23 protein-coding genes are annotated in these 25,739 nt (G+C 50.3%); 12 read left to right on the top strand and 11 right to left on the bottom strand.

The features are described 5' to 3' along the window. Positions 1-35: 35 nt before the first annotated feature. Positions 36-1,577: a long-chain-fatty-acid--CoA ligase gene (locus CRP01_RS06935; RefSeq protein WP_099149292.1), complete on the bottom strand. Its 1,542-nt coding sequence runs from the start codon at positions 1,575-1,577 to the stop codon at positions 36-38. Positions 1,578-1,888: 311 nt separating this feature from the next. Here CRP01_RS06935 and CRP01_RS06945 point away from each other — a divergent pair, with 311 nt between their 5' ends. The 4 genes from CRP01_RS06945 to CRP01_RS06960 all read left to right on the top strand — a co-directional run bounded on the left by CRP01_RS06945 (position 1,889) and on the right by CRP01_RS06960 (position 8,459). After that, positions 1,889-2,524, top strand: a complete 636-nt coding sequence (locus tag CRP01_RS06945; protein WP_099149294.1) for a hypothetical protein — start codon at positions 1,889-1,891, stop codon at positions 2,522-2,524. A 329-nt stretch (positions 2,525-2,853) separates the two neighbouring features. Then, complete coding sequence (gene ileS, locus CRP01_RS06950; RefSeq protein WP_099149295.1) at positions 2,854-6,135, top strand: isoleucine--tRNA ligase; 3,282 nt, start codon at positions 2,854-2,856, stop codon at positions 6,133-6,135. A gap of 100 nt (positions 6,136-6,235) precedes the next feature. After that, on the top strand, positions 6,236-7,870 hold the full coding sequence (locus CRP01_RS06955; protein WP_099149296.1) for an ABC-F family ATP-binding cassette domain-containing protein: 1,635 nt from the start codon (positions 6,236-6,238) through the stop codon (positions 7,868-7,870). 85 nt (positions 7,871-7,955) lie between these two features. Continuing rightward, positions 7,956-8,459, top strand: coding sequence for a VOC family protein (locus CRP01_RS06960; RefSeq protein WP_143473300.1), 504 nt, complete (start codon positions 7,956-7,958; stop codon positions 8,457-8,459). On the opposite strand, the gene CRP01_RS06965 is transcribed toward CRP01_RS06960, so the two are convergent. Genes CRP01_RS06965 through CRP01_RS06975 form a run of 3 tightly spaced genes read right to left on the bottom strand, consistent with a single transcriptional unit; the run spans position 8,456 to position 10,019 of the window. Further along, complete coding sequence (locus CRP01_RS06965) at positions 8,456-8,803, bottom strand: DUF6176 family protein (protein WP_099149298.1); 348 nt, start codon at positions 8,801-8,803, stop codon at positions 8,456-8,458. The two genes, CRP01_RS06960 and CRP01_RS06965, sit on opposite strands and share 4 nt — an antisense overlap. An 11-nt stretch (positions 8,804-8,814) precedes the next feature. Next, positions 8,815-9,180, bottom strand: a complete 366-nt coding sequence (locus tag CRP01_RS06970) for an SWIM zinc finger family protein (protein WP_099149299.1) — start codon at positions 9,178-9,180, stop codon at positions 8,815-8,817. Beyond that, positions 9,177-10,019 (bottom strand): lysophospholipid acyltransferase family protein, encoded by an 843-nt coding sequence (locus CRP01_RS06975; protein ID WP_099149300.1) that lies wholly within the window; start codon positions 10,017-10,019, stop codon positions 9,177-9,179. The genes CRP01_RS06970 and CRP01_RS06975 overlap by 4 nt, the downstream gene beginning before the upstream one ends. A 157-nt stretch (positions 10,020-10,176) precedes the next feature. On the opposite strand from CRP01_RS06975, the gene CRP01_RS06980 reads away from it, so the two are divergent. The 6 genes from CRP01_RS06980 (at position 10,177) to clpB (ending at position 16,941) form a co-directional block, all read left to right on the top strand. Next, positions 10,177-10,755 carry a TetR/AcrR family transcriptional regulator gene (locus tag CRP01_RS06980; protein ID WP_099149301.1) on the top strand — a complete coding sequence of 193 codons (579 nt, stop codon included), beginning with the start codon at positions 10,177-10,179 and terminating at the stop codon, positions 10,753-10,755. A 4-nt stretch (positions 10,756-10,759) separates the two neighbouring features. Then, positions 10,760-11,827: a potassium channel family protein gene (locus tag CRP01_RS06985; protein WP_099149302.1), complete on the top strand. Its 1,068-nt coding sequence runs from the start codon at positions 10,760-10,762 to the stop codon at positions 11,825-11,827. Positions 11,828-11,954: 127 nt separating this feature from the next. Continuing rightward, on the top strand, positions 11,955-12,920 hold the full coding sequence (locus CRP01_RS06990; protein ID WP_099149303.1) for a TerC family protein: 966 nt from the start codon (positions 11,955-11,957) through the stop codon (positions 12,918-12,920). Positions 12,921-13,015: 95 nt separating this feature from the next. After that, positions 13,016-13,210, top strand: a complete 195-nt coding sequence (locus CRP01_RS06995; RefSeq protein WP_099149304.1) for a hypothetical protein — start codon at positions 13,016-13,018, stop codon at positions 13,208-13,210. 42 nt (positions 13,211-13,252) lie between these two features. After that, entirely contained in the window at positions 13,253-13,882 is a 630-nt protein-coding gene (locus tag CRP01_RS07000) for an SET domain-containing protein (RefSeq protein WP_099149305.1), read from the top strand. Positions 13,883-14,148: 266 nt separating this feature from the next. Then, positions 14,149-16,941, top strand: a complete 2,793-nt coding sequence (gene clpB / locus CRP01_RS07005; RefSeq protein WP_099149306.1) for an ATP-dependent chaperone ClpB — start codon at positions 14,149-14,151, stop codon at positions 16,939-16,941. A gap of 69 nt (positions 16,942-17,010) precedes the next feature. On the opposite strand, the gene CRP01_RS07010 is transcribed toward clpB, so the two are convergent. From CRP01_RS07010 to CRP01_RS07030, 5 genes are all read right to left on the bottom strand, one after another. After that, complete coding sequence (locus tag CRP01_RS07010) at positions 17,011-17,700, bottom strand: DUF6089 family protein (RefSeq protein WP_099149307.1); 690 nt, start codon at positions 17,698-17,700, stop codon at positions 17,011-17,013. Positions 17,701-17,857: 157 nt separating this feature from the next. After that, the gene (locus CRP01_RS07015; protein ID WP_099149376.1) at positions 17,858-19,312 is read right to left on the bottom strand and encodes a TrkH family potassium uptake protein; all 1,455 of its coding nucleotides are present in this window, start codon (positions 19,310-19,312) and stop codon (positions 17,858-17,860) included. Positions 19,313-19,416: 104 nt separating this feature from the next. Continuing rightward, positions 19,417-20,757, bottom strand: a complete 1,341-nt coding sequence (gene trkA / locus CRP01_RS07020; protein WP_099149308.1) for a Trk system potassium transporter TrkA — start codon at positions 20,755-20,757, stop codon at positions 19,417-19,419. Positions 20,758-20,993: 236 nt separating this feature from the next. After that, the gene (locus CRP01_RS07025) at positions 20,994-21,425 is read right to left on the bottom strand and encodes a DUF2147 domain-containing protein (RefSeq protein WP_099149309.1); all 432 of its coding nucleotides are present in this window, start codon (positions 21,423-21,425) and stop codon (positions 20,994-20,996) included. A gap of 60 nt (positions 21,426-21,485) precedes the next feature. Further along, positions 21,486-21,839 carry an MGMT family protein gene (locus CRP01_RS07030; RefSeq protein WP_099149310.1) on the bottom strand — a complete coding sequence of 118 codons (354 nt, stop codon included), beginning with the start codon at positions 21,837-21,839 and terminating at the stop codon, positions 21,486-21,488. 75 nt (positions 21,840-21,914) lie between these two features. Here CRP01_RS07030 and trpF point away from each other — a divergent pair, with 75 nt between their 5' ends. After that, positions 21,915-22,568 (top strand): phosphoribosylanthranilate isomerase, encoded by a 654-nt coding sequence (gene trpF, locus CRP01_RS07035; protein ID WP_170110265.1) that lies wholly within the window; start codon positions 21,915-21,917, stop codon positions 22,566-22,568. Positions 22,569-22,595: 27 nt separating this feature from the next. Here the strand turns inward: trpF and CRP01_RS07040 are convergent, their stop codons facing one another. Further along, the gene (locus CRP01_RS07040) at positions 22,596-23,183 is read right to left on the bottom strand and encodes a DinB family protein (RefSeq protein WP_099149312.1); all 588 of its coding nucleotides are present in this window, start codon (positions 23,181-23,183) and stop codon (positions 22,596-22,598) included. An 89-nt stretch (positions 23,184-23,272) separates the two neighbouring features. Beyond that, a complete protein-coding gene (locus CRP01_RS07045) occupies positions 23,273-23,860 on the bottom strand; it encodes a Crp/Fnr family transcriptional regulator (protein WP_099149313.1) in 588 nt (195 codons plus the stop codon). A 136-nt stretch (positions 23,861-23,996) separates the two neighbouring features. Here CRP01_RS07045 and CRP01_RS07050 point away from each other — a divergent pair, with 136 nt between their 5' ends. After that, positions 23,997-25,688, top strand: a complete 1,692-nt coding sequence (locus CRP01_RS07050; protein WP_099149314.1) for a vWA domain-containing protein — start codon at positions 23,997-23,999, stop codon at positions 25,686-25,688. Positions 25,689-25,739 lie beyond the last annotated feature (51 nt).

Raw genomic sequence — 25,739 nt, forward strand, 5'->3', positions numbered from 1 at the left:
GCGATGATTTTCCCCGGGAAGTCGAAGCTACGGGATCACCTCAATTCCTTCTTGAGGATCTTGCCCGTCGCACTCATCGGCAAAGCGTCCATATATTCAATGATGCGCGGGTACTTGTAGGCCGCTATGTGTTCTTTGGTCCAGGCTTTCAGGTCCTCTTCCGGGATCTCGTGCCCTTTATGCAACACCACACAAGCTTTGATCTCCTCTCCGGCTTCGTCATTGGGGACCCCGATCACCGCAACCATGGAAACGGCATCGTGTTGCATCATGACCTCCTCAATTTCGCGGGGGTAAACGTTCAGTCCCTTACGGATGATCATTTCTTTGGTCCGGTCGACAATGAAGAAGAAACCGTCTTCATCCTTAATGGCTACATCTCCGGAATGTAACCAGCCATTTTTCAGTGTTTTTTTATTGGCCTCCGGCTTATTGAAGTAGCCTTTCATGACATTGTGGCCCCGATACACCAGTTCGCCCTTTTCCCCGACGGGTACCTCATTATCATCCGCATCCACAATTTTTACTTCTACGCCCCAAACCGGCGTACCCACACTGCCCGGCTTCTTACCGAATGCTTTCTGATTAAAGGTAACTACCGGCGAGCCTTCCGACATGCCGTAACCTTCGTAAATGGGGACATTGAATTTTTTCTCAAAATTTTCCAACACATTCACCGGTAGCGCGGCCCCGCCCGAGACGCAGGTTTTTAGGCTTTCGGCAATCACCTTCAGATCGAATTTGGTATTCTCGTAGTTGAGCAGTCCCCAGTACATGGTGGGTACGCCCGCAAAAATGGAAATGCGATGTTTTTCCATGAGCCCCAGTACCTGCTCCGCATCGAAGCGAGGAAGGAGTACACTGGTAGAACCGCGGTACAATCCCGCATTCATCAGTACAGTCATCGCAAAAATGTGGAACAGGGGCAGCACGATCAGTTGCTTATCCTCCGGATCCAGATCCAGGATATTGACGGAAAGGATAGCGTTGTGTACCAGATTGGAGTGGGATAATTCGGCCCCTTTGGGTTTGCCGGTAGTCCCGGAGGTGTAAATGATAACGGCCGTGTCGTCCGCAGAGGTAACTACATTTTCGAATACCGGAGACTGATTGGCCATGAGCATGCCCATCGTCTTGGTGCCTTCGATTGACGAAGCTGCCTTGGGGTCCGCCGTAATGACGTAGAACTGTTCACAAGCATCCGTTTTTTCAAATCCGGCGTAACCTTCCCGGGCCATGGGTAATTCCGGCGTTCCTTCAAAGCAGAAGTAAGCTTTGGCTCCCGAATCCTGCAGATGATAGGCGATTTCTTCCCTTTTGAGCAGTACGCTCATCGGCACAACAATAGCCCCGGCTTTCAGGATCCCAAAATAGACCATGGGAAAGTAAGGTACATTCAGGCAGCTCAAAGCAACCCGGTCACCCTTTTGGATCCCGGCCGCTTTTAGTCCGTTCGCAACCTGATTCGCCGCACCGTTGACCTGGGCGAAACTCACATGGGTATCCATAAATACAAAAGCATCCTTGGTCGGATATTTCCGGGCACTATCTTCTAACAGGACAGAAAGATTTATCATAAAATTTGCAGGTTAAGGCTCATTAAAAAATAATAACAAGTATAAACGGACAGTATACAAACATTGTTCTTAAAATTAAAACATAGCCGCATGATTAAATACCACGATCCTCTCAAGTTCTCAAACAGCCCATGTTTAAAGTAATAATCACCGTATCCGGCAACACCAGTTCGCTCCCCCTCTCCAAGTCCCCCCATCTCCAAATCTCCCCATCCCCAGGTCACCCCCTCTCCAAATCTCCCCCTCTCCAACTCCCCCCAGGAACCAATTCCCACCCAAATCAGTTAATTCGATAACCCAATCCCTAAGCCATGAAAAGGATCATCTGCCCGAGGCACCAAAATAAAAACTCAGATGCCTGGAAAAAACTGCTGGACTATGTGGAAGAAGTAGCTGCTGACGGCAGACCGAAGTTCGAACCCAGGTCAGCGATTGGCCGCGATTATTTTAAGGAGATCCAGGTCCTTCCCGAATCGATCGGAAAGCTAAAAGAGGTTAAGGTCATGGATCTATACGGTAGCAAGCTAAAATATATTCCTCCCCAGATCGGGGAAATGGAAAACCTGCAGGATTTTGATCCCTACACTTCCTACCAACTGCATTGGTTTCCGTACGAGATCACCAATTGTAAAAAATTAGTTGATAGCCGGATCAGTACGCGGGCCCTTTACGGAAATTTTAAAAACAGGATGCCCTTTCCCGGGCTTGAAGACCATCGCTTCGAATACGGCGGAGATACCGTGCATTGCAGCATTTGCCGCCAGGAACTGCCCTACGCAGAGATCCGGCAGTTCTGGATTACGCTCTATGTGGGCACTGATTACATTCCGATGCTGGTCAATCTGTGTTCGGATGAATGCCGGGAACAACTCCCGCATCCCCAAGGTGATTATCTGCACTATGCCCACCGGGGTGGTCCGGATCTGGTGCAGCCTGAACGGTATTAAGGCCCCTGATTTGGATACAAACGGAAGATATAAGATTCAAGCGCCATTTTAGTCAAAAAAAGTAGGGTAATGGCCATGGTGCAGTAGGTGTAACTTTATCGGAAGATTACCGGCGTCTACTTGCATCTTCTCGCAAAAGGGCCTAAATTTGCAGTTCAATTCAGGACATGAAAACATTTCAGCACATAATTATTAGCATTATTATTACCAGCTTGCCCTGCAATCTGCGATGAGATGCTATTGTCCTAAGAAAAAAGCTCCGGCAGATTGCGATTTGCCGGAGCTTTTTTTATGTCTATCTTTGCAGCTGTTTTTTAAAAAGCGGACCGATGTACCAGGAATTTAAAAATTTCAACCTACCCGAGATCGATCGGGAGATCCTTGCCTTTTGGGAGCAGGAGAACGTGTTTGACCGCAGTGTTGAGCAACGCGATCCCAAGAATAGTTTTGTCTTCTACGAAGGACCGCCTTCCGCAAACGGAAAGCCGGGTATTCACCACGTTATGGCCCGGGCCATCAAAGATATTTTCTGCCGTTTTCACGCCATGCAGGGGCAGCGCGTTGAACGCAAAGGCGGCTGGGATACCCACGGTCTTCCCATCGAACTGAACGTAGAAAAAGAACTGGGCATCACCAAAGAGGACATCGGTAAGACCATTTCCGTAGAGGAGTACAACCAGAAGTGCCGCGAGACGGTAATGCGCTATAAGGATATGTGGGATGACATCACCCGCAAGATGGGCTACTGGGTGGACCTGGATAATCCCTACATCACCTACGAAAATGAGTACATCGAAACCGTTTGGTGGCTGCTGCGCCAGTTGTACGATAAAGACCTGCTGTATAAAGGCTTTACGATCCAGCCGTTCTCGCCGGCTGCCGGTACGGGACTGAGTAGTCACGAGCTCAATATGCCGAATGCCTACCAGATGATCAAGGATATCTCGGCGGTAGCGCAGTTCAAGATAAAAGGAAAGGATAACGAATATTTCCTGGCCTGGACGACCACTCCCTGGACGCTCCCCTCGAATACTGCGCTGGCGGTTGGGGAAAAGATCACTTACGTAAAAGTGCGCACCTTCAATCGTTACACCCAGGAACCCATTGTGGTGATCCTGGCGAAAGACCGGATGGGGGCTTACTTCAGCGAGCAAAATGCGGATCTCCAACCGGAAGATATGAAACCGGGCAACAAACCCATCCCCTACCTCGAGATCGTGGAGGAAGTGAAGGGTAAAGACCTGGAAGGGATGGAATACGAGCAACTGCTACCCTACGTGGTACCCGATAAACCGGCCTTCAAAGTATTGCTCGGTGATTTCGTCTCTACCGAAGACGGTACGGGTATTGTCCACATCGCCCCAACCTTCGGTTCCGATGACTTTCGGGTAGCGCAGAAATACGGCATCCCTCCCCTGATGGTGAAGGATGAAGCGGACAATCCCATGCCGCTGGTGGATCGCCAGGGCCGCTTCGTGAAGGAAGTGACCGACTTTGCCGGTCGCTACGTCAAGGACTACGGACAGGAAGAAGAACGTCCGGTAGATGCCGATATCGCGATCAAACTGAAAGAAGAGAATAAACTTTTCGTTTCCGAAAAATACGAGCACTCCTATCCCCACTGCTGGCGGACGGACCGGCCGGTACTGTATTACCCGCTGGACAGTTGGTTTGTACGTGCCTCCAGTATGAAGGAGCGGATGTACGAACTGAACCAGACCATCAACTGGAAACCCGCCGCTACGGGCGAAGGACGTTTCGGTAAATGGCTGGAAAACCTGCAGGACTGGAACCTTTCCCGTTCCCGTTACTGGGGCATCCCATTACCGATCTGGAGAACCAAGGACGGCAAGCAGGAACACTGTGTTGGTTCTATCGCCGATCTGCAGGAGCAGATCGAAAAGGCCAACGCCAAACTGGGCATGGAGCAGGAAGTGCCCGCGGATCTGCACCGTCCCTACATCGATGATATCGTGCTGGTGAGTGCGGACGGCGAACCCATGTACCGGGAGCTGGACCTGATCGACGTCTGGTTCGACAGCGGCTCCATGCCCTACGCGCAGTGGCACTATCCGTTTGAGAATAAAGAAAAATTTGAACGCAATTACCCGGCAGACTTTATCGCCGAGGGCGTTGACCAAACCCGGGGTTGGTTCTACACCCTGCACGCGATCGGCACGATGGTTTTCGATAGCGTAGCGTTCAAGAACGTGGTGTCCAATGGTCTGGTACTGGATAAGAACGGTGCGAAAATGTCCAAACGGCTGGGCAATGCCGTGGATCCGTTCGAGACGCTGGCGACCTACGGTGCTGATGCCACCCGCTGGTACATGATCTCCAACTCCGACCCCTGGGACAATCTGAAATTCGACAGCGAAGGGGTGGCCGATATCAGCCGGCGGTATTTCCGTAAGGTATTTGAACTGTACTCCTTTTTCGCGCTTTACGCCAATCTGGATAGTTTCGACTACAGCCAGGATGTGATCCCGGCCGGTAAACGTCCGGAGATCGACCGCTGGATCATCTCGATGCTGCACACGCTGATCCGGGATGTCACCGAAGATTACGCCAACTACGAGCCGACCGCCGCTACCCGCAAGATCATGAATTTTGTGGATGAGCACCTGAGTAACTGGTACGTCCGGCTCAACCGCCGCCGCTTCTGGAAAGGAGATTACAGCGATGACAAACGCGCTGCCTACCAGACGCTGTACGAGTGCCTGCTGACGGTCGCTAAACTGTCCGCGCCGGTAGCACCTTTCTTTACCGACTGGCTCTACCGCAACCTGAACGGTGTAACCGGGAAAGAACAACACGAATCGGTCCACCTGACCGATTTCCCGCAAGCGGACACGAGCCTGATCGATGTAGAACTGGAACAGCGCATGGATTACGCCCAGCGGATCTCTTCCCTGGTGCTTTCCCTCCGGAAAAAAGACTCCATCCGCGTACGACAGCCGCTGCAGAAGATCCTGCTGCCGGTATTGGATGCCGATTTCCAAAAACGGGTGGATGCTGTACAGGATCTGATCCTCGCGGAAGTCAATATCAAGGAGATCGAATACGTGACCGATACGGACGGTATCGTGAAGAAAAAGGCCAAACCCAACTTTAAGACTCTGGGCCGGAGATTGGGTAAGGACATGAAAGGAGCCGTACAGGTGATCAGCCAGCTCGATCAGGCCGCGATCACCCAGGTAGAAAAAACGAACTCCTTCCAACTTGAGGTCAATGGAACTACCTACGATCTTACGCTGGAAGATTTTGATATCGTAACGGAAGACATCCCGGGCTGGCAGGTAGCCAGTGACGGAGACATCACCGTGGCGCTGGATGTAACCATCACTCCCGAGCTGGAAGCCGAAGGCATGGCCCGCGATCTGGTCAACCGGATCCAGAATATCCGGAAGGACAAGGATTTCGAAGTGACCGATCGCATTCACGTGCGTCTACAGCAACACGATGCGGTAGCATCGGCCATCCGGCAGTACGGAAATTATATCCAGGCCGAAACCCTGGCGGAAAGTCTCGAACTGACCCCGGAGGTGAAGAACGGCACGGAAATTGAGCTGCCGGGTGAACTTAACCTGCTGGTAAGTGTAGAGAAATAATAAATCGATAGTTCTAGTCGGTCAGTCATCAGTTGCGACCCGTATTTCCGGTGGCCTGATGACTGACCGCTACAGATCAAATACTAAAAAAACCACTTGAATGCTATCAGTTAGCAACTTAGGATTACAATACGGAAAAAGAATTCTGTTTGACGAGGTAGATCTCAAATTCACCCCGGGCAACTGCTACGGTGTAATCGGTGCCAACGGAGCCGGTAAGTCTACTTTTCTTAAAATTCTGTCCGGCGAGATCGACCCCAACCGCGGTAAGGTAAATATCGAGCCCGGCAACCGCATGGCGGTATTGAAGCAGAACCACTTCGAATTCGAAGAGGAAGAAGTGCTCAATACCGTGATCATGGGTTACCGAGAGCTGTACGATATCATGGTGGAGAAAAACGCCATCTACATGGACCCGGATGCTTCGGACGCGGACGGCCTGCGCGCCGCTGAGCTGGAGAATACTTTCGGTGAAATGGGTGGCTGGACCGCGGAGAGTGATGCCGCCGAACTCCTCAGCAATATGGGGATCGACGAGAGTCTGCACTACAAGCAGATGAAGGAATTGAGCGGGCCGGAAAAAGTGAAGGTACTGCTGGCACAGTCGCTGTTCGGCGATCCGGACATTCTGCTGCTCGATGAGCCTACGAACGACCTGGACGCCCAAACCGTTTCCTGGCTGGCCGATTTCCTCGCAGATTTTAAAAATACCGTGATCGTGGTGTCTCACGACCGGTATTTCCTCGATATGGTGTGTACCCACATGGTGGACATCGACTTTCAGCGCATCCAGCTCTATACCGGTAACTACACCTTCTGGTACGAAAGTAGCCAGTTGATGGCCAAACAGATGGCCGACCGGAACAAAAAGACCGAGCAGAAGCGGAAGGAAATGATGGAGTTCATCCAGCGGTTTAGCGCCAATGCCTCGAAATCACGGCAGGCCACCAGCCGGAAAAAGGCACTCGATAAGCTGAACCTGGAAGAGATCAAACCTTCTACCCGGAAGTATCCCTTTATCAATTTCCAGCCCGAGCGCGAGCCGGGTGATCAGATCCTGCGCGTAGACAATCTCAGCTACGAGAACGAGCAGGGTGAATTGCTGTTCAGCAAGGTGAGCTTCGTCATGAACCGGGACGAAAAGATCGGTCTGCTCAGCAAGGAAAGTTCGGCCATCACGGCCTTCTTCCAGATCCTGGCGGGAGAGATCAAACCCAAGACCGGCACGATAGAATGGGGACAGACCATCACCTTCGATTACCTGCCGAACGAGAATGACGCTTATTTCTCCGCGGAAAACAATCTGGACCTGATCAACTGGCTCCGTCAGTTCTCCGAAGAGAAAGATGAGCAGTTCATCCGCGGCTTCCTGGGCCGGATGCTCTTTTCGGGAGAAGAAGTGCACAAGAAATCCGGGGTACTGTCCGGAGGAGAAAAGGTGCGTTGCATGCTCTCCAAGATGATGCTCAACCAGCCTAACTTCCTACTGCTGGACGAACCAACCAACCACCTTGATCTGGAATCCATCACGGCCCTCAACAACGCCCTGACCGATTTCAAAGGGAACATGATCTTCGCATCGCATGACCACAAACTGCTTAGCACCGTTGCCAACCGGATCGTCGAGATCGCCCCGGGCGGCATGATCGACAGCCTGCAGAACTTTGATGATTATCTGGAATCGGATAGCATTAAAGCCCAGCGGGAGCAGTTGTACGGTGCGGTAGCCGTCTAAACGTAACAGATATGCCAGATTTTAAAAATCTGGCATATCTCTTTCTGGCATATCTACCTTGGCATATCTATTTCATCTCCTTTCCATGACTCCCATCGATCAACTCCTCGGTGCTCCCACCTCTTTCCTCGATCAGCTTTTTTCCGTATTAGCAAATGACGGCATCGACGTCAGCAATTATGAGCTGGATCACATCTGCTACCGGGTAGCAGACCACGAACGCTACGAGGATCTAAAGACCAACTTGGCTGGTATCGGCCATTTACTCGGTGAAAATCTCATCGGCGGACGGCCGATCGCCAGTTTTCGGCTGCGCGAGCCGATCCGTTACCAGGAGCGGGAGATATATGTGCTGGAACTGCCGGCTCCGAAAGCGGGCAGCCCCTATCCGGAGGGCTTTGAACATGTAGAGTTTGTCATCGATCAGCCGTTGGAGGATTTTGTGGCCCGCTTTCCTGCGCTGCCGTTCAAAACCCACGGCCTGGCGAAGGCCATCAATGCGGATGTACAGTTGTCTTACGACGGATTCGGGGTGAAATTTCACCGGCAGAGTTTGGAGGAGGTGATCCGACAGGAAGATGCTGCTTAGAGATTGAGCTTCATTCTATCCAGGTCGAGCAGTAACTCCAGCCGTTCTCCTTTTTCCCAGGTCGCACGCTGAAAATTTCGATGGTATTCATCAATCGGGTGCTTAGACGCGGCAAAGATTTCCGCAGCCTTTTTCGGATCCCGCATTTTCATGTAGTAGATCAGGTAATTTCCTGTATCGGTGCGTTCCAGAAAGACACTTTCCAGGAAAATACCTTCCTCTTCCAGCGTTTGCAGGGCTTCCGGCTGGCGACCGTTGAGCTCCCGGGACCATTCGTAGACACTATCCAGCGAATCAGCTTTCAGTTGAACACGGTAACAGACAGTCTGTAGTTCCTGACTCATAAGCAATAATTTTATTCGGGGTGAGCTTCATTCTCGTTGGATGGGTCCGCTTCTTCTGTTTGTGCCCTGATTTTGGTGAAATAAGGCATTTTGGCCAGATCCGATTCTCCTTTATCCGTACGGATCGCAAAGAGCACCGCCGCCACGTGTTTGCAAACCGGTCCCCAATCGTAGGGACAGTCACAAAACCAGTTTTCCACCTGATCCCCGACCAGATCAATATTTACTTTATAGTTGTGCGTTCCCTGCACATCTGCCTCCCATTGTCCATCTTGCTCCGCTAAGTTGTCCACCAGATCCGAAGCAAGGTATTGCAATCCTTTCTCAACAATATCCTGCGGTAGGGCCGATTCCAGATCTCTTAGTAAAAAACTCATAGTACCCCGGGAATTTTTGATGATAGCATTTCGGTGGTTTGCCGCAAATGGTCCAGCAACTCCTGCCGGTCCTTCAGGTGGGCAATTTCCGTAAAAGGGATCGGCTCTCCGATGGAGATCAATACTGTTTTGCCGATCTTATTTTTCACTTCGTTCAGCAACAAGCTCAACCGTAAACTCAGGCTAAATTGACTGGCCAGTTGAAAGAGCCGGCTGTTGCGGCCGTGGATATACATCGGCAGCACGGTCGCCCGGGTCTGCTGAATGAGTTTAACCACGAAGCGTTTCCACTCCAGGTCTTCCGCCTTTTTCCACATTTTGGGAGCAGTTGCGACTCCTCCCGAAGGAAAGATGCCCATCATCTCGCCGGCCTGGAGGCGTTCAAGGGCGGTTTTTCGGGTTTGGATATTCGTCTGTAAGGCGTCCTTGGTTTCCCGGAAATCGATCGGCAGGAAGTAGGGTGCAAGTAGTTCTTCCCGACAAAGTACCTCGTTGACGAGTACAAAGTATCGATCGCGCATCCGGGACAGGAGATGTCCCAGGATCAGGCCGTCCACCACCCCGAAGGGATGATTGGCAATGACGATCACCGGCCCGTCCGGAGCGACCTTTTGCAGCTGGGCTTCATCAAAGATCATACTGACGTCCAGTTCGTCCAGTATGAGTTGCCAGACTTCTCCCCGGCCCGGCTGTATTTTTTTCACCCGGGAATAGACCTTTTCCAGTCTTTTTCTTCCGGTAGCGTATTCCACCGTCCCCATCAGCAACCGGCGAAAAAGCGGATCTTCGGGAGAGGTATAGGAAATTCTGGCTTTGAACGGATCCTTATGCTTTGCCATAATCTAGGATGGTGATTACAAGCTTAAAGATATTCTATTTTAGGTGCTTATTTTAAAATTAGCCAGTGTTTACCTTGCTTTACGCAAACACAACACTTAGATTTGTCGACAGAGATAACATTGTTACTTTTTGAAAAAGTGATTTCTAAAACAGCCTATGGGGATAAAAGAACGAAAAGCCAGGCAAAAAGCCGAACTGCGAAAAAAGATCCTGAAATCCGCCCGGAGTCTCGCCCGGAAGAACGGCTGGGAAGCCGTCACGACGCGCAAACTGGCCGAAAAGGTGGAATACAGCACCACGGTGATCTACGAGCATTTCGGTAATAAAGACCAACTCCTGCTGCTGCTGCGGGAAGAAGGGTTCGAAAGAATTCAGCAGGCGGTAGAAAAGGCACTCGATCCGTCCCTGCCTCCCAAGAAACAATTAGTCGAAGCGGGACTGGCCAGTTGGAAATTCGCACGGGAAAAACCCGAATACTATCAGGTCATGTTCAATCTCGGTGGCATTCACTGTCCGTCCGATGAGGAAAGCAAGGGGCTACAGAAAGCGGCTTCGGTCGTTTACCGCATTCTCGCCCAGGCGGGGGTCGCTGATTCCGAAAGCACTTTTATGAACTGGTGGGCGTTGGTTCACGGTTTCATCGCCCTGGACATGAACGGTCAGATGCCGTTCAGCTCCGAAAAGATGGAACGATTGTTGAAAGAATCTCTTGAACGTCTAATGACCCGATTGTAGCACTATGGCTATTAAAAAAGAAAAAAAAGATCGGTTCCTTAACCTTGGCTGGGGCTATTCCGTTCCATCCTCGCTGATGAACCTGCAACTGGCGCTGGGCCTGTTGATGGCCGAATTGCTGCTGGGTACGCTGGGGTATATGATCCTGGAGAACTATTCGGCGGAGGAGGCCATCTACATGACCATCATTACCATTTCCACGGTAGGCTTCACGGAAGTACAACCGCTGGATATTGCCGGACGGATCTTTACCACTATTTTAATTTTGGCCAACATTGGAATTTTTGCGTATTTGTTGGCGGTTTTTTCCTACTTCATCATTCAGGGAGAAATTTTCAAAAAAATGCACCTCAATTTGATCAATAACCGAATTGCAAAACTGGAAGATCACATCATACTCTGCGGCTACGGCAAATACGGGAGAGAAGCGGCTGCCCATTTTGACGACCACAAGCTCTCCTACATTGTGATCGACAAAGACCCCGAACTGATCGAGAACATCCAGAAAAGTGAAGACCCCATTCTCTACATCGAAGGGGATGCCACCACCGATGAAACGCTGGAGAAAGCCGGTATCGACCGGGCGGCGGCCATTATCTCGGCTTTGCCCGACGATTCCGAAAACGTCTTTATTGTACTGACGGCCCGGCAGATCAATCCGGAGATTAAGATCATCAGTCGGGCCCGGGATCCCCGCACCAACAAAAAATTGCTCAAAGCCGGTGCCAACCACGTTGTGATGCCCGACCAGATCGGAGGTTTCTATATGGCCACCCTGGTGAGCAAACCGAGTGCGGTGGAGTTCTTTTCCTTCCTGACCAATGATTTTCATTCCGATATCGGCTTTGAAGAGATCAGCTTTGACAAGCTTTCTCCCGAATATCAGCATAAGACCATCCGGGAACTGGGCGTACGCCATGCAACCGGGGCCAACATCATCGGTTACAAGCAACCGAACGGTAAATACATCGTCAATCCACCGCCGGATACGGCCTTTCTGCCCAATAGTAGCTTCATTATTCTGGGGAATAGTGAGCAGTTGAGAGCCGTTAGGGATTTTTTCTCTCATTGAGAAAGAGAGAAGTGACTTTTAGGTAAAAGTTAGTCTTTATACCGCTGGTTGCATCAAACTATTTATTACCAGCAGGGTTACTCTATAAAGAGTTACACCCGATTTCATCGTTATAGAGTTTGTCAGAATGTGGTTTTGGATAGGATTTTTAATACTGGTATTCATCTTACTGGCCCTGGACCTGGGCGTTTTCAACCGGCGCTCCCATGTGATCAGCACCCGTGAGGCTGCCGGATGGACCACACTTTGGGTGAGCCTGTCTCTTGCCTTCAGTATTTTCGTCTATTTCGCATACGAAGAGAACTGGATCGAAAGCCCCATGGGGGGTATGGAGGCCGCTATCGACTACCTGACCGGTTATCTGGTGGAGCAGTCCCTCAGTATGGATAATATCTTCGTGATCGCGCTGATATTTGCCTATTTCAAGGTGCCGGAGCAGTACCAGCACCGGGTTTTGTTCTGGGGAATTCTCGGAGCCCTGTTCTTCCGGGGTGTAATGATCGCATTTGGTATTGTCCTGCTGCAACAGTTCCAGTGGATGATCTACGTTTTTGGGATATTCCTGCTGTATTCAGCTTATAAAATGCTGACGTCCAGCGAAGAGGTCCATCCGAACAAAAACCCGACGATCCGGCTGCTGCGGAAATACTTTCCGATCACTAAATCCTATTACGGTGAAAAATTCTTTGTCAAGATCCGGCACATTCGCGCCGGTACGCCCCTTTTTGTAGCGCTGGTGATGGTGGAGACCACCGATATCATGTTTGCCTTTGATTCTATACCAGCCATCTTTGCGATCACTACGGACCCGTTTTTGGTATTCACCTCCAATATTTTTGCCATTCTTGGGTTGCGTTCACTGTATTTCGTACTGGCCAATATGCTCAACCGTTTTGTCTACCTGAAATACAGTCTGGTATTTATTCTGGTGTTTGTGGCCCTGAAAATGCTGGCGCACGAGTACGTTCACCTGCCCGGATGGGTTTCGCTGGTGGTTATTTTTGCAGCACTGCTCATCGGAGTATTGGCGTCCTTATTAAGGCCCGCAAAGAGTACGGAAAAAGAAGTAGCCCAACAGGGGCAGAACGGATAAATTAAGTATTGACTTTTATAATTTTTTTCCTCAATTTTATATTGTTTTTCTAACTAAAGTCACGCAGCTGATTTAGCTGCACTTTTATTTTTATCATGAAAGATAAAAAGAAGACCGGGAAGCAAAAGCAAAATGCTCCCGCTCAAAACCACACTTCAGAAGGGCCCCGACGCAGGCGCCTCACACCGGTTAACAAGACTAAATACAAGATTAACCGTTACCAATTATCCGAAGATTTCGAAGATGAAGACGATCTGCTGTACTACGATCAGTTAGACGATGAGGATTAGTCCCATCTTTATTTCCCAACATTATTACAAACTTAGCAACACATGATGCATCCGAACACCCAGGTGCGGTTCATCAATGGTGCCATAGGATGCGGGGTTTTTGCGACCCGGTTCATCCCTAAGGGTACTATTGTCTACGTGAAGGACGCCCTGGAACTGGAGGTAAGTGCCGATCAATACGCACTGCTGACACCTGTACTACAGGAAGCTGTCGAAAAATACAGCTATATCGATGAACGGGGATACCGTATCCTCAGTTGGGATCATGCCAAATACGTCAACCACTGTTGCAATTGCAATACGATGAGTACGGGTTATGGCTTTGAGATCGCCATCCGGGATATTTATCCGGACGAAGAGATCACCGATGAGTACGGTCTGTTCAACCTGGAAGCCGAAATGCCGCTCTCCTGTGCCCAACCCAATTGCCGGCAAAAAGTAGGCAAATACGACCTCGATACCTACTTCGCCAGTTGGGATGAAAAAGTCCAGTCCGCGCTGGAACTGGTCAAAGCGCTCGACCAGCCGCTTTATCCGCTGATCGAATCCGATACGCGGCACGCGCTGGAACAGTATCTTGCCCACCTGGCGGAATACCGCTCCGTTCGTGGGCTGAAATTCCATGAGGAAGCATCCCTGGCCGTTACCGGTAGCCCGAATGGGGTACATTGATCGTTGTCCACCGAGAGGACATGGCAAAGAGCAGGGGCCCTACCCTGCTCTTTGCATATATGCCCTTTTGTAGCTTATTTTGTTTCCATTCCCGCGATAAACACTTCCACCACACCTTCTCGCGCCCCGTTTCATAACCTGCCTCGTCGATAATCCTCCTAGGTCTACCGATAAATTTTCTGCTCTTTAGGAAATAAGCCCCTTCTTAGCACTCGTTGTTTATAATAAGCATTGCTTATATTTGGATCTCACAAAGAAGTGATTTAATGACCTACGACAATTTCACGATAAAAGCCCAGGAAGCCATTTTAAAAGCACAGCGCATCGCCGCCGGCCTTGACCAGCAACAGGTAGATACCATTCACCTGCTGAAAGGAATGATGGAGACCGACGAAGATGTTATCACCTTTGTTTTGCAAAAAGTAAATGTGAACCTAGCTGCTCTGCGGGAAGATCTGGAATCTGGCATTCAAAATTACCCCAAAGTAAAGGGGGCCGAAAAACAATACCTCACCAACGACGCCAACCGGGCGCTCAGTCGGGCAAAAAACATGCTCAAGGATTTCGGAGATGAATACATTTCCGTTGAATTGATGTTGCTGGGCATCGTTCAGGGAACCGATGCCGGGGCCAAATTGCTAAAAAAGCTGGGCGCAAACGATAAAGGTATGCGCGACGCTATTGAGGAGTTGAGAAAAGGCAAAAAGGTAACCGAGCAAAGTACCGAGGGCAGCTATAATGCCCTGCGCAAATTTGCCATCGACCTCAACGAACGCGCTGAAACGGGTAAACTCGACCCGATCATCGGACGGGATGAAGAGATCCGCCGGGTACTGCATATCCTTTCCCGGCGCAAAAAGAACAACCCCATCCTCGTCGGTGAATCCGGAGTAGGTAAAACCGCCATCGTAGAGGGGATCGCCTGGCGTATCGTCAAGGGTGATGTTCCCGAAAATCTTAAAACCAAAAAGATCTTTACGCTGGATATTGCCGGCCTGATCGCCGGAGCCAAGTATAAGGGAGAGTTTGAAGAAAGACTGAAAGGGCTCATCCGGGAGGTTACGGAATCCGGAGGTGAGATCATCCTGTTTATTGACGAGATCCATACGCTGATCGGTGCCGGTGGTGGCAACGGAGCGATGGATGCCGCCAATATCCTGAAACCAGCCCTCGCCCGCGGCGAGCTCCGGACGATCGGAGCAACGACCCTCGACGAATACCAGAAATATTTTGAAAAGGACAAGGCGCTGGTCCGACGGTTCCAGACCGTACTGATCGACGAACCGAGTGTAGAGGATACGATCTCCATTCTACGCGGTATTCAGGAAAAATACGAGGTTTATCACAAGATCGAGATCCTGGACGAAGCGCTGATCGCGGCGGCGGAACTGAGCCATCGCTACATTTCGGACCGCTACCTGCCCGACAAGGCGATCGACCTGATCGACGAAGCTTCCGCAAAAATGCGCCTGGAACTGGACTCCGTACCGGAGGAAGTCGATGAGTGGGATCGCCGGGTACGCCAGCTGGAGATCGAAAGAGAAGCCATTAAACGGGAAAAGGATCCCAACAAACTGAATGCGATCAACGAACAGATCGCAAACGCCAAGGAAAGACGCGATGGTCTCCGGGCCGGCTGGCACAACGAAAAAGAGATCGTTGATACCATTCAGAATATCCGAAAAAAGATAGAAGACCTGGAAATGGTCGCAGATAAAGCCGAACGGGATAGTGACTTCGAAACTGTTGCCAAGATCCGCTACGGTGAGCTGCAGGAACAGGAAGCCATGCTGCGGGCTGCGGAGGAAAAACTGGATGACCTGCCCGACGAAAAGCGATTTACCAATGAGGCCGTAACGGCCAATGATATAGCCGAAGTGGTAGCGCGATGGACGGGAATCCCCGTAGCCAAAATGCTGCAGAGTGAAAAAGACAAATTGATCCATCTCGAAGCGGAGATCCACAAGCGTCTTATCGGTCAGGACCAGGCCGTACGGGCCGTAAGTGACGCGGTACGGCGCAGTCGGGCCGGACTACAGGACGCCAACCGCCCCATCGGTTCATTCATCTTCCTGGGCCCTACCGGGGTGGGTAAAACGGAATTGGCCAAAGCGCTGGCGGAAGTCCTTTTCGATGATGAAAAAGCGATCATTCGGATCGATATGAGCGAATACCAGGAGCGGCACACCGTCAGTCGACTCGTGGGTGCGCCTCCGGGTTATGTAGGTTACGATGAGGGCGGCCAGCTGACCGAAGCCGTGCGCCGGTCCCCCTACTCCATTATCCTGCTGGATGAGATCGAAAAAGCCCATCCGGATACCTTCAATATTTTATTGCAGGTACTGGATGACGGGCGCCTCACGGACAACCGCGGTCGGGTGGCCAATTTTAAGAATACGATCATTATCATGACTTCCAATATGGGAGCGGAAACTATCCTGGAAAATTTTGAAGATCTCGAAGTTGTCGGAGAAGATAAACGCGACGAGATCATCGAGACAACCAAAGAGGAAGTTTTTGATCACCTGAAAGAACATCTCCGCCCGGAATTCCTCAACCGGATCGACGAGCAGATCATGTTCACCCCGCTCAGCCGATCTGAGATCCACCAGATCCTGAAATTATTGCTGAAGAAGGTGGTAAAAATGCTCGGTCGTCAGGGAATGGTCCTGAAACTCAGCGAGCCGGCTATGGATCACCTGGCTGATCTCGGTTATGATCCCCAATTCGGAGCCCGGCCGATGAAACGGGTGCTTCAGCGGGAGATCATCAACGAACTCTCCAAGCATGTGATCGCAGGTTCTTTCTCCGCGGGGGATACCATCCACGTCAATCTCAAACAGGGCAAGTTGAGTTTTGACAAAGAACCCGCCAAGGCCACGGAAGCAACACCGGAGCCCGCAGCCGCGAAAAAGGCAAAGGAGAAGGCGAAGAAGGAAGAGGAAAAGGTCAAGAAACTGGCCAAGCATAAGAAAGACATCAAGGAGCTGGAAAAGGCCACCAAAGATGTCCAGGATGCCCTAAAGGACATCAAGGAGGAAGATCCGAAACAGGATTAAAATAAAAAAAGCCCGTTGAAATTTCAACGGGCTTTTTTAACGGGTAAACCGTTTATAAAAGATCACGGATTAATAGTCAAAGGAACCATTTTCGGCATCGAAGGTGTACAGGAAGGTTAACCCACTCGTAATATACCAATCGTTACCATCACTGTGTCCTCGGCTGTTGACCGGACCAATGCCATCCAACAGGTCGGAGAAAGTAGCTCTCGCGCCGGCGCTCACCGTTACGGTCCAGGATTCGGAAACATCCAAACGCAAACCGATACTAACCGGCAGAACAAAAAAGGAAGAGACTTCCTCATCTTCACGCAAATATTCTCCTTCGGGAGTGACTACATCCACATCAGCACCGCCGAACGCCAGTCCGGCACCAATCGAAATATAGGGAGAAAACGCCCGGGTGAAAAATCCCTGATTGGTAAATCTCGGCCGCCCCATTGGGTGCCATTCACCGTTAACCGTAAATTCCAGTAAACCGGAATTGAACTCCACCCCTCTGCTTAATCGTCCATAATCCAGATCATTCCCGGAGAGACGGCACCAGATTGCACCGGCCCGTAGAGCCAGGCGGGGAGTGAATAGCTTTCTGTAAACAACTCCGATCGCCGGATTAAACTCCCTGGAATTGAAAGGACCAACGGCCAGATCACCCTGGTAAGTAGCAACCCCAAGATGAAGCCCCACCTCCGTTTCTCGCTGCCCGAAAAGAGCAGTAACGGCCACTAAAAAAATAATTGTAAAAATTGATCTTAACATATTGGATGGTTTTTTGTGTGACTGGGCACCCCTAGAGTGAACAAATGTATAGTTTTCTAATGAGGCCAAGATAATAGAAAAAACGCTGTCTATCAAGCAATTTATCAAACAATAACACCCGTGGCAGATGGGGCTAAGCCCTGCAAATAAGGCGGTTTCAATTCGTTTTCCAAAAGTACGGTGTAAATAAAACCAATATCGTGAACAACTCCAAACGTCCCAATAACATCAGAAAGGAGAGGAACAATTTTGCTCCATTAGACAACCAGGCGAAATTATCAACCGGTCCGACTGCACCAATTCCGGGTCCGACATTACCCAGTGAAGTAGCTACGGCACCTACCGAGGTCATAAAGTCATATCCCATAACGGATAGGACGATCGAGCCGAATAGGAAAAGGGAAAGATAAAGCAGCAGAAATATGATAATATGGGTGATCACTTTCCCTCTAACCGTTTTCTGATTCACTTTTAGCGGAACGATTGCTCTTGGATGGAGTATCCTTTTAAACTCATAGAAAGAATTTCTGAGGAATACCAGGTGGCGGATGATCTTGATCCCACCACTGGTCGAACCGGCACAGGCCCCAACGAACAGTATGATGAAGAAAAACATCGTCAGACCACTGGACCAGGCCGTGTAATCGGCCGAAACAAAACCAGTAGTCGTGATCAGAGAAACGATCTGAAAAATACTGTCCCGAAAAGATTGCTCCAGGGAGTGATTTGTCACGGAATATACCCGGGCCGTCACGATCAGGGTCGCCGCCAGAACGATGTATAAATAGGCCCGGAATTCATCACTGTGCCAGACATTGCTAAAGCGGCGCTTCAGCGTGTAGTAAAGCACCGTATAGTTGGTTCCGGCCAGAAACATAAAGAATACAATAACGTACTGAATGGATGGCTGATCAAAATGCGCCATACTCGCATTTTTGGTGGAAAATCCACCGGTGGCCATAGTCGTCAGGCCGTGGTTGAAGGCATCGAAGAAATTCATCCCCAACAGATAAAGGATCACTACCAGTATACCGGTAAGCGATACGTAGATCAGCCACAACCGCTTGGCGGTTTCCCGGATACGGGGATGTAATTTATCCGAAGTGGGTCCGGGAGCTTCGGCAACAAACAATTCGATCCCTCCAATCCCCAATAGGGGGAAAATAGCCACCGTCAGCACAATGATACCCATACCTCCGATCCACTGGGTTAGGCTTCGCCAGAAGAGTATGCCTTCGGGCACCGATTCAATATCCGTTAGGACACTGGCTCCGGTGGTGGTCATGCCCGATACTGATTCAAAAATAGCATCGGGTATGCCGGGGATCACGCCGCTGATCAGATAAGGCAGTGCGCTGAAGATCACCATGGATAACCATCCCATGGCCACGATCAGATAACCTTCCCGTTTCTTGATATTACGGGCAGCGTCTTTCCGGATCAGCAGCCAGGCCGGTACTCCAGCCGAGATACAGATAAAGCCGGATATCATCAGTGCCCAGGCATCTCCGCTTTGGTAATACCAGGAAAAACCGATGGATAAAAGCATGAAGGCCCCAATGATGGTGATCAGGAGTCCGATGACCCGGATGACGGGTTTAAAATTGATCATTTCAGAAATATCTACCGGCATACACCCTACGGGGCGTGTGCCGGGTCCTGTTTATAATAGAGGGGAAATCAGTCGCTACTGCCCCCTAATGGTATCAGAATGGTTTAACGGAACAGTTGCTCTACCCGGTTGATAGCTTCCGGGAGGGCAAACACAATGACTTTATCGTCCCGTTGCAATTGGAAATCTCCGTTCGGGATCAGACTTTCATCCCCACGGATCACCCCACCGATCAGGGCCGTATCCGGGAAAGGTAAATCCTTGAGCGGTTTGCGGGTAAGCTGATTTTCCTTGTGCACCAGGAATTCGATGATCTCCGCATCCACCCCCTGCAGACTGGTGAGCGCTTCAATTCGTCCTTTACGCACGAAGCGGAAAATGTTATTGGCAGCGATCAGTTTTTTATTGATCAGCGTGTCCACCCCGATATTCTGCGAAATGAACACATACTCTTTGTTTTCTACCTGGGCGATGGTCTTATAAACCCCGTGATTCTTTGCCGTTAGACTGGCGATGATATTGGTTTCCGAATTGCCGGTCAGGGCAATAAAGGCATCCATATCACTCAGACCTTCTTCCTGCAGCAGATCAATATTGCTGTAGTTGCCGTTTATGATCAAGGTATTATTCAGTACTTCGGCAAAAGCTTTGCAGCATTCTTTTTCCCTCTCGATCAGGGTAACGCTGTATTCATTCTCCAATCGCTGCGCAGTGGCAACCGCCATATCCGTACCGCCGATGATCATCACGTTTTTGACCTTTACTTTCTTTTTGCCGACGATGCTTTCTACCATGTTGATATTTTGCTTGCGGGCAATGAAGTAAATGTGGTCGTTGCGGTGAAAAACCGTATCACCCCGGGGAATGATGGTCCGGTGCCCGCGCAGGATCGCGATGGGGATCGGCGTCAGGGTAGAATCAGCCAGTTCCAGTTCCGAAAGTTTCTTATTGACCAATGGAGAGTAATCGTCGACTGTTACTCCTACCAGATTGATCTTTCCGTTCTCAAACTCAAAAATATCCGTGAAGGAACACTGTTTCACGAGTCGGTAGATCTCTTCCGCGCCCAGTTTACGGGGAGAGATCAGCGTATCCACACCCAGTTCCCTGAACATTACTTTCTGATCCTCTTCCAGATACTCTGAGTTGTCTACCCGGGCAATGGTTTGTTTCGCGCCCATCTTCTTGGCCAGAATGGCCGCTACCAGATTGGTCTTTTCGGAAGTGGTGACCGCCAGGAACATTTTGGCATCGTAAACCTGTGCCTGTTCCAGAATATCGATCGAGGTGACATCTCCGTGTAGGGTAAGTACATCCAGGTGGGTGGCGGCATAATCCAGTACTTCCAGATTTGTATCTACCAGAACAATGTCTTGATTTTCGTACGCCAATAATTCCGCCAGGTGAAAGCCTACGTCGCCGGCCCCGGCAATGACGATTTTCATAATTGTAAGAGTTGATTACGAGAATATTGTCTCGAAAAAAGTTTCCAGTTTCGTTTCTTCCTAACTATCCAATTAGTCGAGAAGTTTACTAATAAGCTAGTTTTCAGTGTGCAAAGGTAGTATAAAGCCCAAAAGCAAGATCATCTTTTATTAAAAAAGGCTGACCGGGTGAAAATATTCACCCGGTCAGCCTTAAAGCCTATACTTTCGGACTTTCATCCGGTAATTTTTTTGGATCAATCTACCCGGTACCAGGTCTGGGTGCGGTACAATCCGGTCCAGTGTTTACCCCGGACCTGCAATTCGTCGGACTGTCCATCTTCAAACCAAATGCTACAGCCGTATTCCTTTCCGGTTTCCGGATCCAGGATACTGCCGTTCTTCCAGTAATCATCTTTAGTTTCCAGATCTTCGATGATCACCATACCGACGAGTTTTTTATCCTTTTTAGCCCCCGGGCACTTTTCGCAGATCGTTTCGGGCCCTTTCCGGAGCAACTTTAGGATCTTTCCGTAATATTTCCCGTCATCTTCGTAGATCTCGATGTGCGATTTAGCTTCTCCACTTTTGTCATCTATCGTTTTCCAGACACCCACCGGCGAATTCTGAGCCTGAGCGGACAGGCTGAAACCGACAAAAAATAAACAGGCAATTAATAAAATGCGCATTTCCTTGTTTTTTAAATGATTGGATAACGTAGACTAAACGCTAAACTGGTAAATTTTAGTTTATTCAAAAGATTCATCGAAAGCTTCCTGGCTCAGATGATCCGCCGGTATCCAGAGTATTTCTTTGAAATTCTGTACCTGATCGTTTTTGACGGTCACCCCTTCCTGCTCCAACAACTCCTGCATTCTCTGGGGTGGATTAAAATGTACCCGGCCGCTGAGTTCTCCTTTCCGGTTGACCACCCGGTGGGCCGGAACTTTCAGATCGTAAGCGACCTTATTGAGCGCCCAGCCCACCATACGGGCCGAGCCCAAAGCCAAAAAATCGGCAATAGCACCGTAGGTGGTGACCCGCCCCCGCGGAACGGCCCGGGTCACGGCAAATACCTGATCGTAGTAGGTTGGTCTGTCCATAATGATTTTCGCGCTTGGGAAGTTATGCAAAAAGTAATAGCTCTTACTACCTTTGCCGGTCACAAGATACGACATATGCTGAAGACGAAGATAAAAGCCGGGAGTATAACCAATCTGACGGATGCCCGTTATTTTGCCGCCCGTGGAGTGCACTGGCTGGGATTTGATCTGTCGCCTGGTTCGGACAATTACATGGCTCCCGCCCAGGCCTTAGCCATCAAGGAATGGGTAGATGGGGTGGAAATAGTCGGAGAATACAATCTGGAACCGGCAGAAGAGATCCGTACCGCTGCTGCGGAACTTGGCCTGGATGCCGTGCAACTGAGCATGGTAGCTGCGGATACGGTCATTCGGGAACTGGTATCGGAATTGCCCGTCATCAAAGAGATCGTTCCGGGTTACTACCATTCCGCCGAAGACCTGAAAGAACTTTTCGAATCGGCACCGGAAGGTATCCGTTACTTTCTGCTCAACCTGGAAAAGAACAGCTTCACCTGGCAGGATATTCAGGCGGGTTCTCCTTTTTCGCTGGCTACGATCCGGGAAATTTGCCGGGAATTTCCGGTACTACTCGCCCTGAACTTCAAGCCGGCGGAAGTCACGGAGATCCTGGAGGAACTCCCCCTTAAAGGCTTACACCTGAAAGGAGGAGATGAAGAAAAAGTCGGGTTTAAATCTTTCGATGATCTGGATGAGATCCTCGATCTGCTTGAGGATACAGACGAATAAGGACGGCAGAACCTATCCCGGACCAGCTTATCCTATTTTAACCTTTTCGGCTACCACGGACAATACCCGGTCGATCTGTTGGAAGTGGCGCTGCTCGTGGGCGATCACAAAACGGAACGTGTCTCCGAGTTTCAAACGTATGAAACGGGTTAATGAAATGGGCACCCGGATCTTTCCCAGATCAGCGGTCCGGGCGATCTGCAACAAATTCAGGATCTGGTGCTGATGGGCCACAAACTCCGCGATCTCTTCCTGGGGGCTTAGTGCTGCGGGAGCCTGGGGCCGTGCATCTTTCGGGGTATTCATTTTATTTTTCACCGTACCGTCCGGGGAAGGTCCGATCGACTTCGTGAAATAGTTGCCGAACCAACCCGGGTGGAATTCCGTTTGGGCTTGGGTTTGATGCCCGTCGAGCTGTTCTTCCATCGCCTGCACATAAAATCGGGCGTAATAGTTGAGGTGAGCGATCACCTCCACCACCGACCAGGCATCCGCCGTCGGTTTCTCCCGCAGTTCTGCTTCCGGTAGTGATTTCAGGGGTTCCGTTTTCAGTAAGATCTCGCGCACATCGGCGGCTAATCGGTCGAGTAATTTTTCAGATTGAAAGCTTGCCATTGTTCTTATTTTTTTGATAACACAAAGGTGCCGCCTTTGAAAAAATAAAATCTTGCGCTGGATCAAGATTAATGATTTTAAACGCCGATCTACAATTTCGCCGTGGCCAGCAGCCGGCTGAAAGTACTGGGGTCGATACTCAGGTAAGACGCCAGGTACTTATGCGGCACCAGGTTCAGCATGTGGGGAGAACGCGTTAAGAAACTCCGGAATTTTTCTTCCGCCGTGAAACACTGGATCTCGGCCTGACGCACCAGGATACCTTTGATCACCTGCGCCATAAAATGAAAGGTCAGGTCCTTAAATGCCGGATGTTTCACCAACAGCTCCTGGTAGGAGTCGTGACCGATCCGCAGCAGCCGGCTGGCCGTGAGGGTTTCCAGGTAAAAGGTAGACGGGGTCTGCGTGAGGAAGGAATCGGCCACACCGCTAAAAGAGGGCGGATAGGTAAAGATCACGGTAGCTTCCCGGCGATCGTCCGGACCGAGGTAAAATGCCCGCTGAATACCTTCCGTAACGAAATACAGGTAACGTTCGGTTTCGCCGGCCGCCGTGAGAATAGTTTTCCGCTTAAATACCACTGGTTGCCAGCAGGCCTGGAGATCCTGCCACAGTTCATCACTGACCGGATGAATAGCCTCCAGAAATTGTCGTAATGATCTCAGATCCTTTTCCAAAGCAGATTTTTATGCAGTCCTTTTCGAAACAGTGATTTTAAAACGTCCCTGAAAGTAGGAAAATATCCCTTTTCCGGTACACCAAGCCGGCAAAAACGATCATCTTCCAGACAAACCACTCAATAAAACCATACTTATGAAAACTAACCTGATCAAAAGTCTGCCGTACGTGCTGCTTTTACTCGGCGGCTACGCCTGTAATCACCATTCGGGAAGCGTGCAATACGAACCCGGTCCGGCGATTCGGGAAGCACCACAGGAAGAGATCATCCTGGAAGACGCCGAACCAGAGTTTATGGATATGTCGGCAGCACCGCCTCCACCACCACCTCCTCCTCCCCCGCCGCCGCCAAATACCCCGGAAAACAATCCCAATCTACCGGGTAACTGGGATAGCACGGGGGGCGAAATGAATACTGAAGGTTATGACTACCTCCCCGAAAATGACTTTCAGGCAGTCCTCAACCATCCGCTCTCTACCTTTTCGGTTGATGTAGACCGGGCTTCTTACGCCAACGTCCGGAGATTTCTGGCGGACGGATACTGGCCGCGACCCGGCTCGGTCCGGCTGGAGGAGATGATCAATTACTTTGACTATGACTACGCTCCACCCCGTGACGGTACTCCATTCTCCGTACATTCGGAAATAACGCATTGCCCCTGGAACCCTCAGCATGAATTACTCCGGATCGGGCTGAAAGGACGGGAGATCCCCGCCAGTCAGATCCCCCCCAGCAATCTGGTTTTTCTACTGGATGTATCCGGTTCCATGAACGACTACAACAAATTGCCGCTGCTTAAAATTGCATTTACGATGCTTACCCAGCAGCTTCGCCCGGAAGACCGCGTTGCGATTGTCGTCTATGCGGGCGCTTCCGGTCTCGTATTGCCGGCTACTTCCGGCGATCAAAAGCTGACGATCCTGGATGCGATCGAAAGACTGGAAGCCGGTGGCAGTACCGCCGGAGCTTCGGGTATTCAACTGGCTTACCGGACGGCCCGGGATCACTTCATTCCCGGTGGGAACAATCGGGTCATACTTGCTACCGACGGTGATTTTAACGTGGGCGCCAGCAGTGAGGCTGCTCTGGTGGAAATGATCGAGCGGGAAAGACAGGACGGCGTATTCCTTTCCGTCCTGGGGTTCGGTCGGGGCAATTATCAGGATAACAAGATGGAACAGCTTTCCGGCCACGGGAACGGGAACTATGCCTACATTGATAATATCCAGGAAGCCCGCAAAGTACTGGTAAATGAATTTTCCAGTACGCTTTTCACCATTGCCAAGGATGTGAAGATCCAGATCGAGTTCAACCCGACCCACGTTAAAGCGTACCGCTTAATCGGCTACGAAAATCGCCTGCTGGCCGATGAAGACTTCAATGATGACACCAAGGATGCGGGTGATATCGGTGCCGGCCATACGGTAACTGCACTTTACGAACTGGTGCCGGCCGACCTGTCTTCTCCCACTGCCGCAATTGATGGCCTCGAATTCCAGGAAAGTCGGATCAAACCCGAAGCCCGGGATAATCCCAACTGGCTAAGTCTGAAGCTGCGCTATAAATTGCCCAATGAGGATCAAAGTAAGTTGCTGCGGTTCTATACCCAAAATGACGATATTGCTTTTGATAAAGCCTCCGAAAACACCCGCTTTGCCGCCGCCGTTGCCGGCTTCGGAATGTTGCTTCGGAAGTCCCAATATGCCGGAGATCTCAACTTTGACCAGGTACTCGAAATGGCAAAAACATCAAAAGGCGAGGACAGGGAAGCTTATCGGGCCGAAATGATCGAGCTCGTACAAAGGGCCAGAGATATTAGTCGTTAAAAACATTAGATAGAAATGGCGGATCCCTGCGATTCACTTACCGGGATCTGC

Origin of the sequence: Flavilitoribacter nigricans DSM 23189 = NBRC 102662 (assembly GCF_002646595.1) — a bacterium.
Classification (GTDB): Bacteria; Bacteroidota; Bacteroidia; order Chitinophagales; family Saprospiraceae; genus Flavilitoribacter; species Flavilitoribacter nigricans.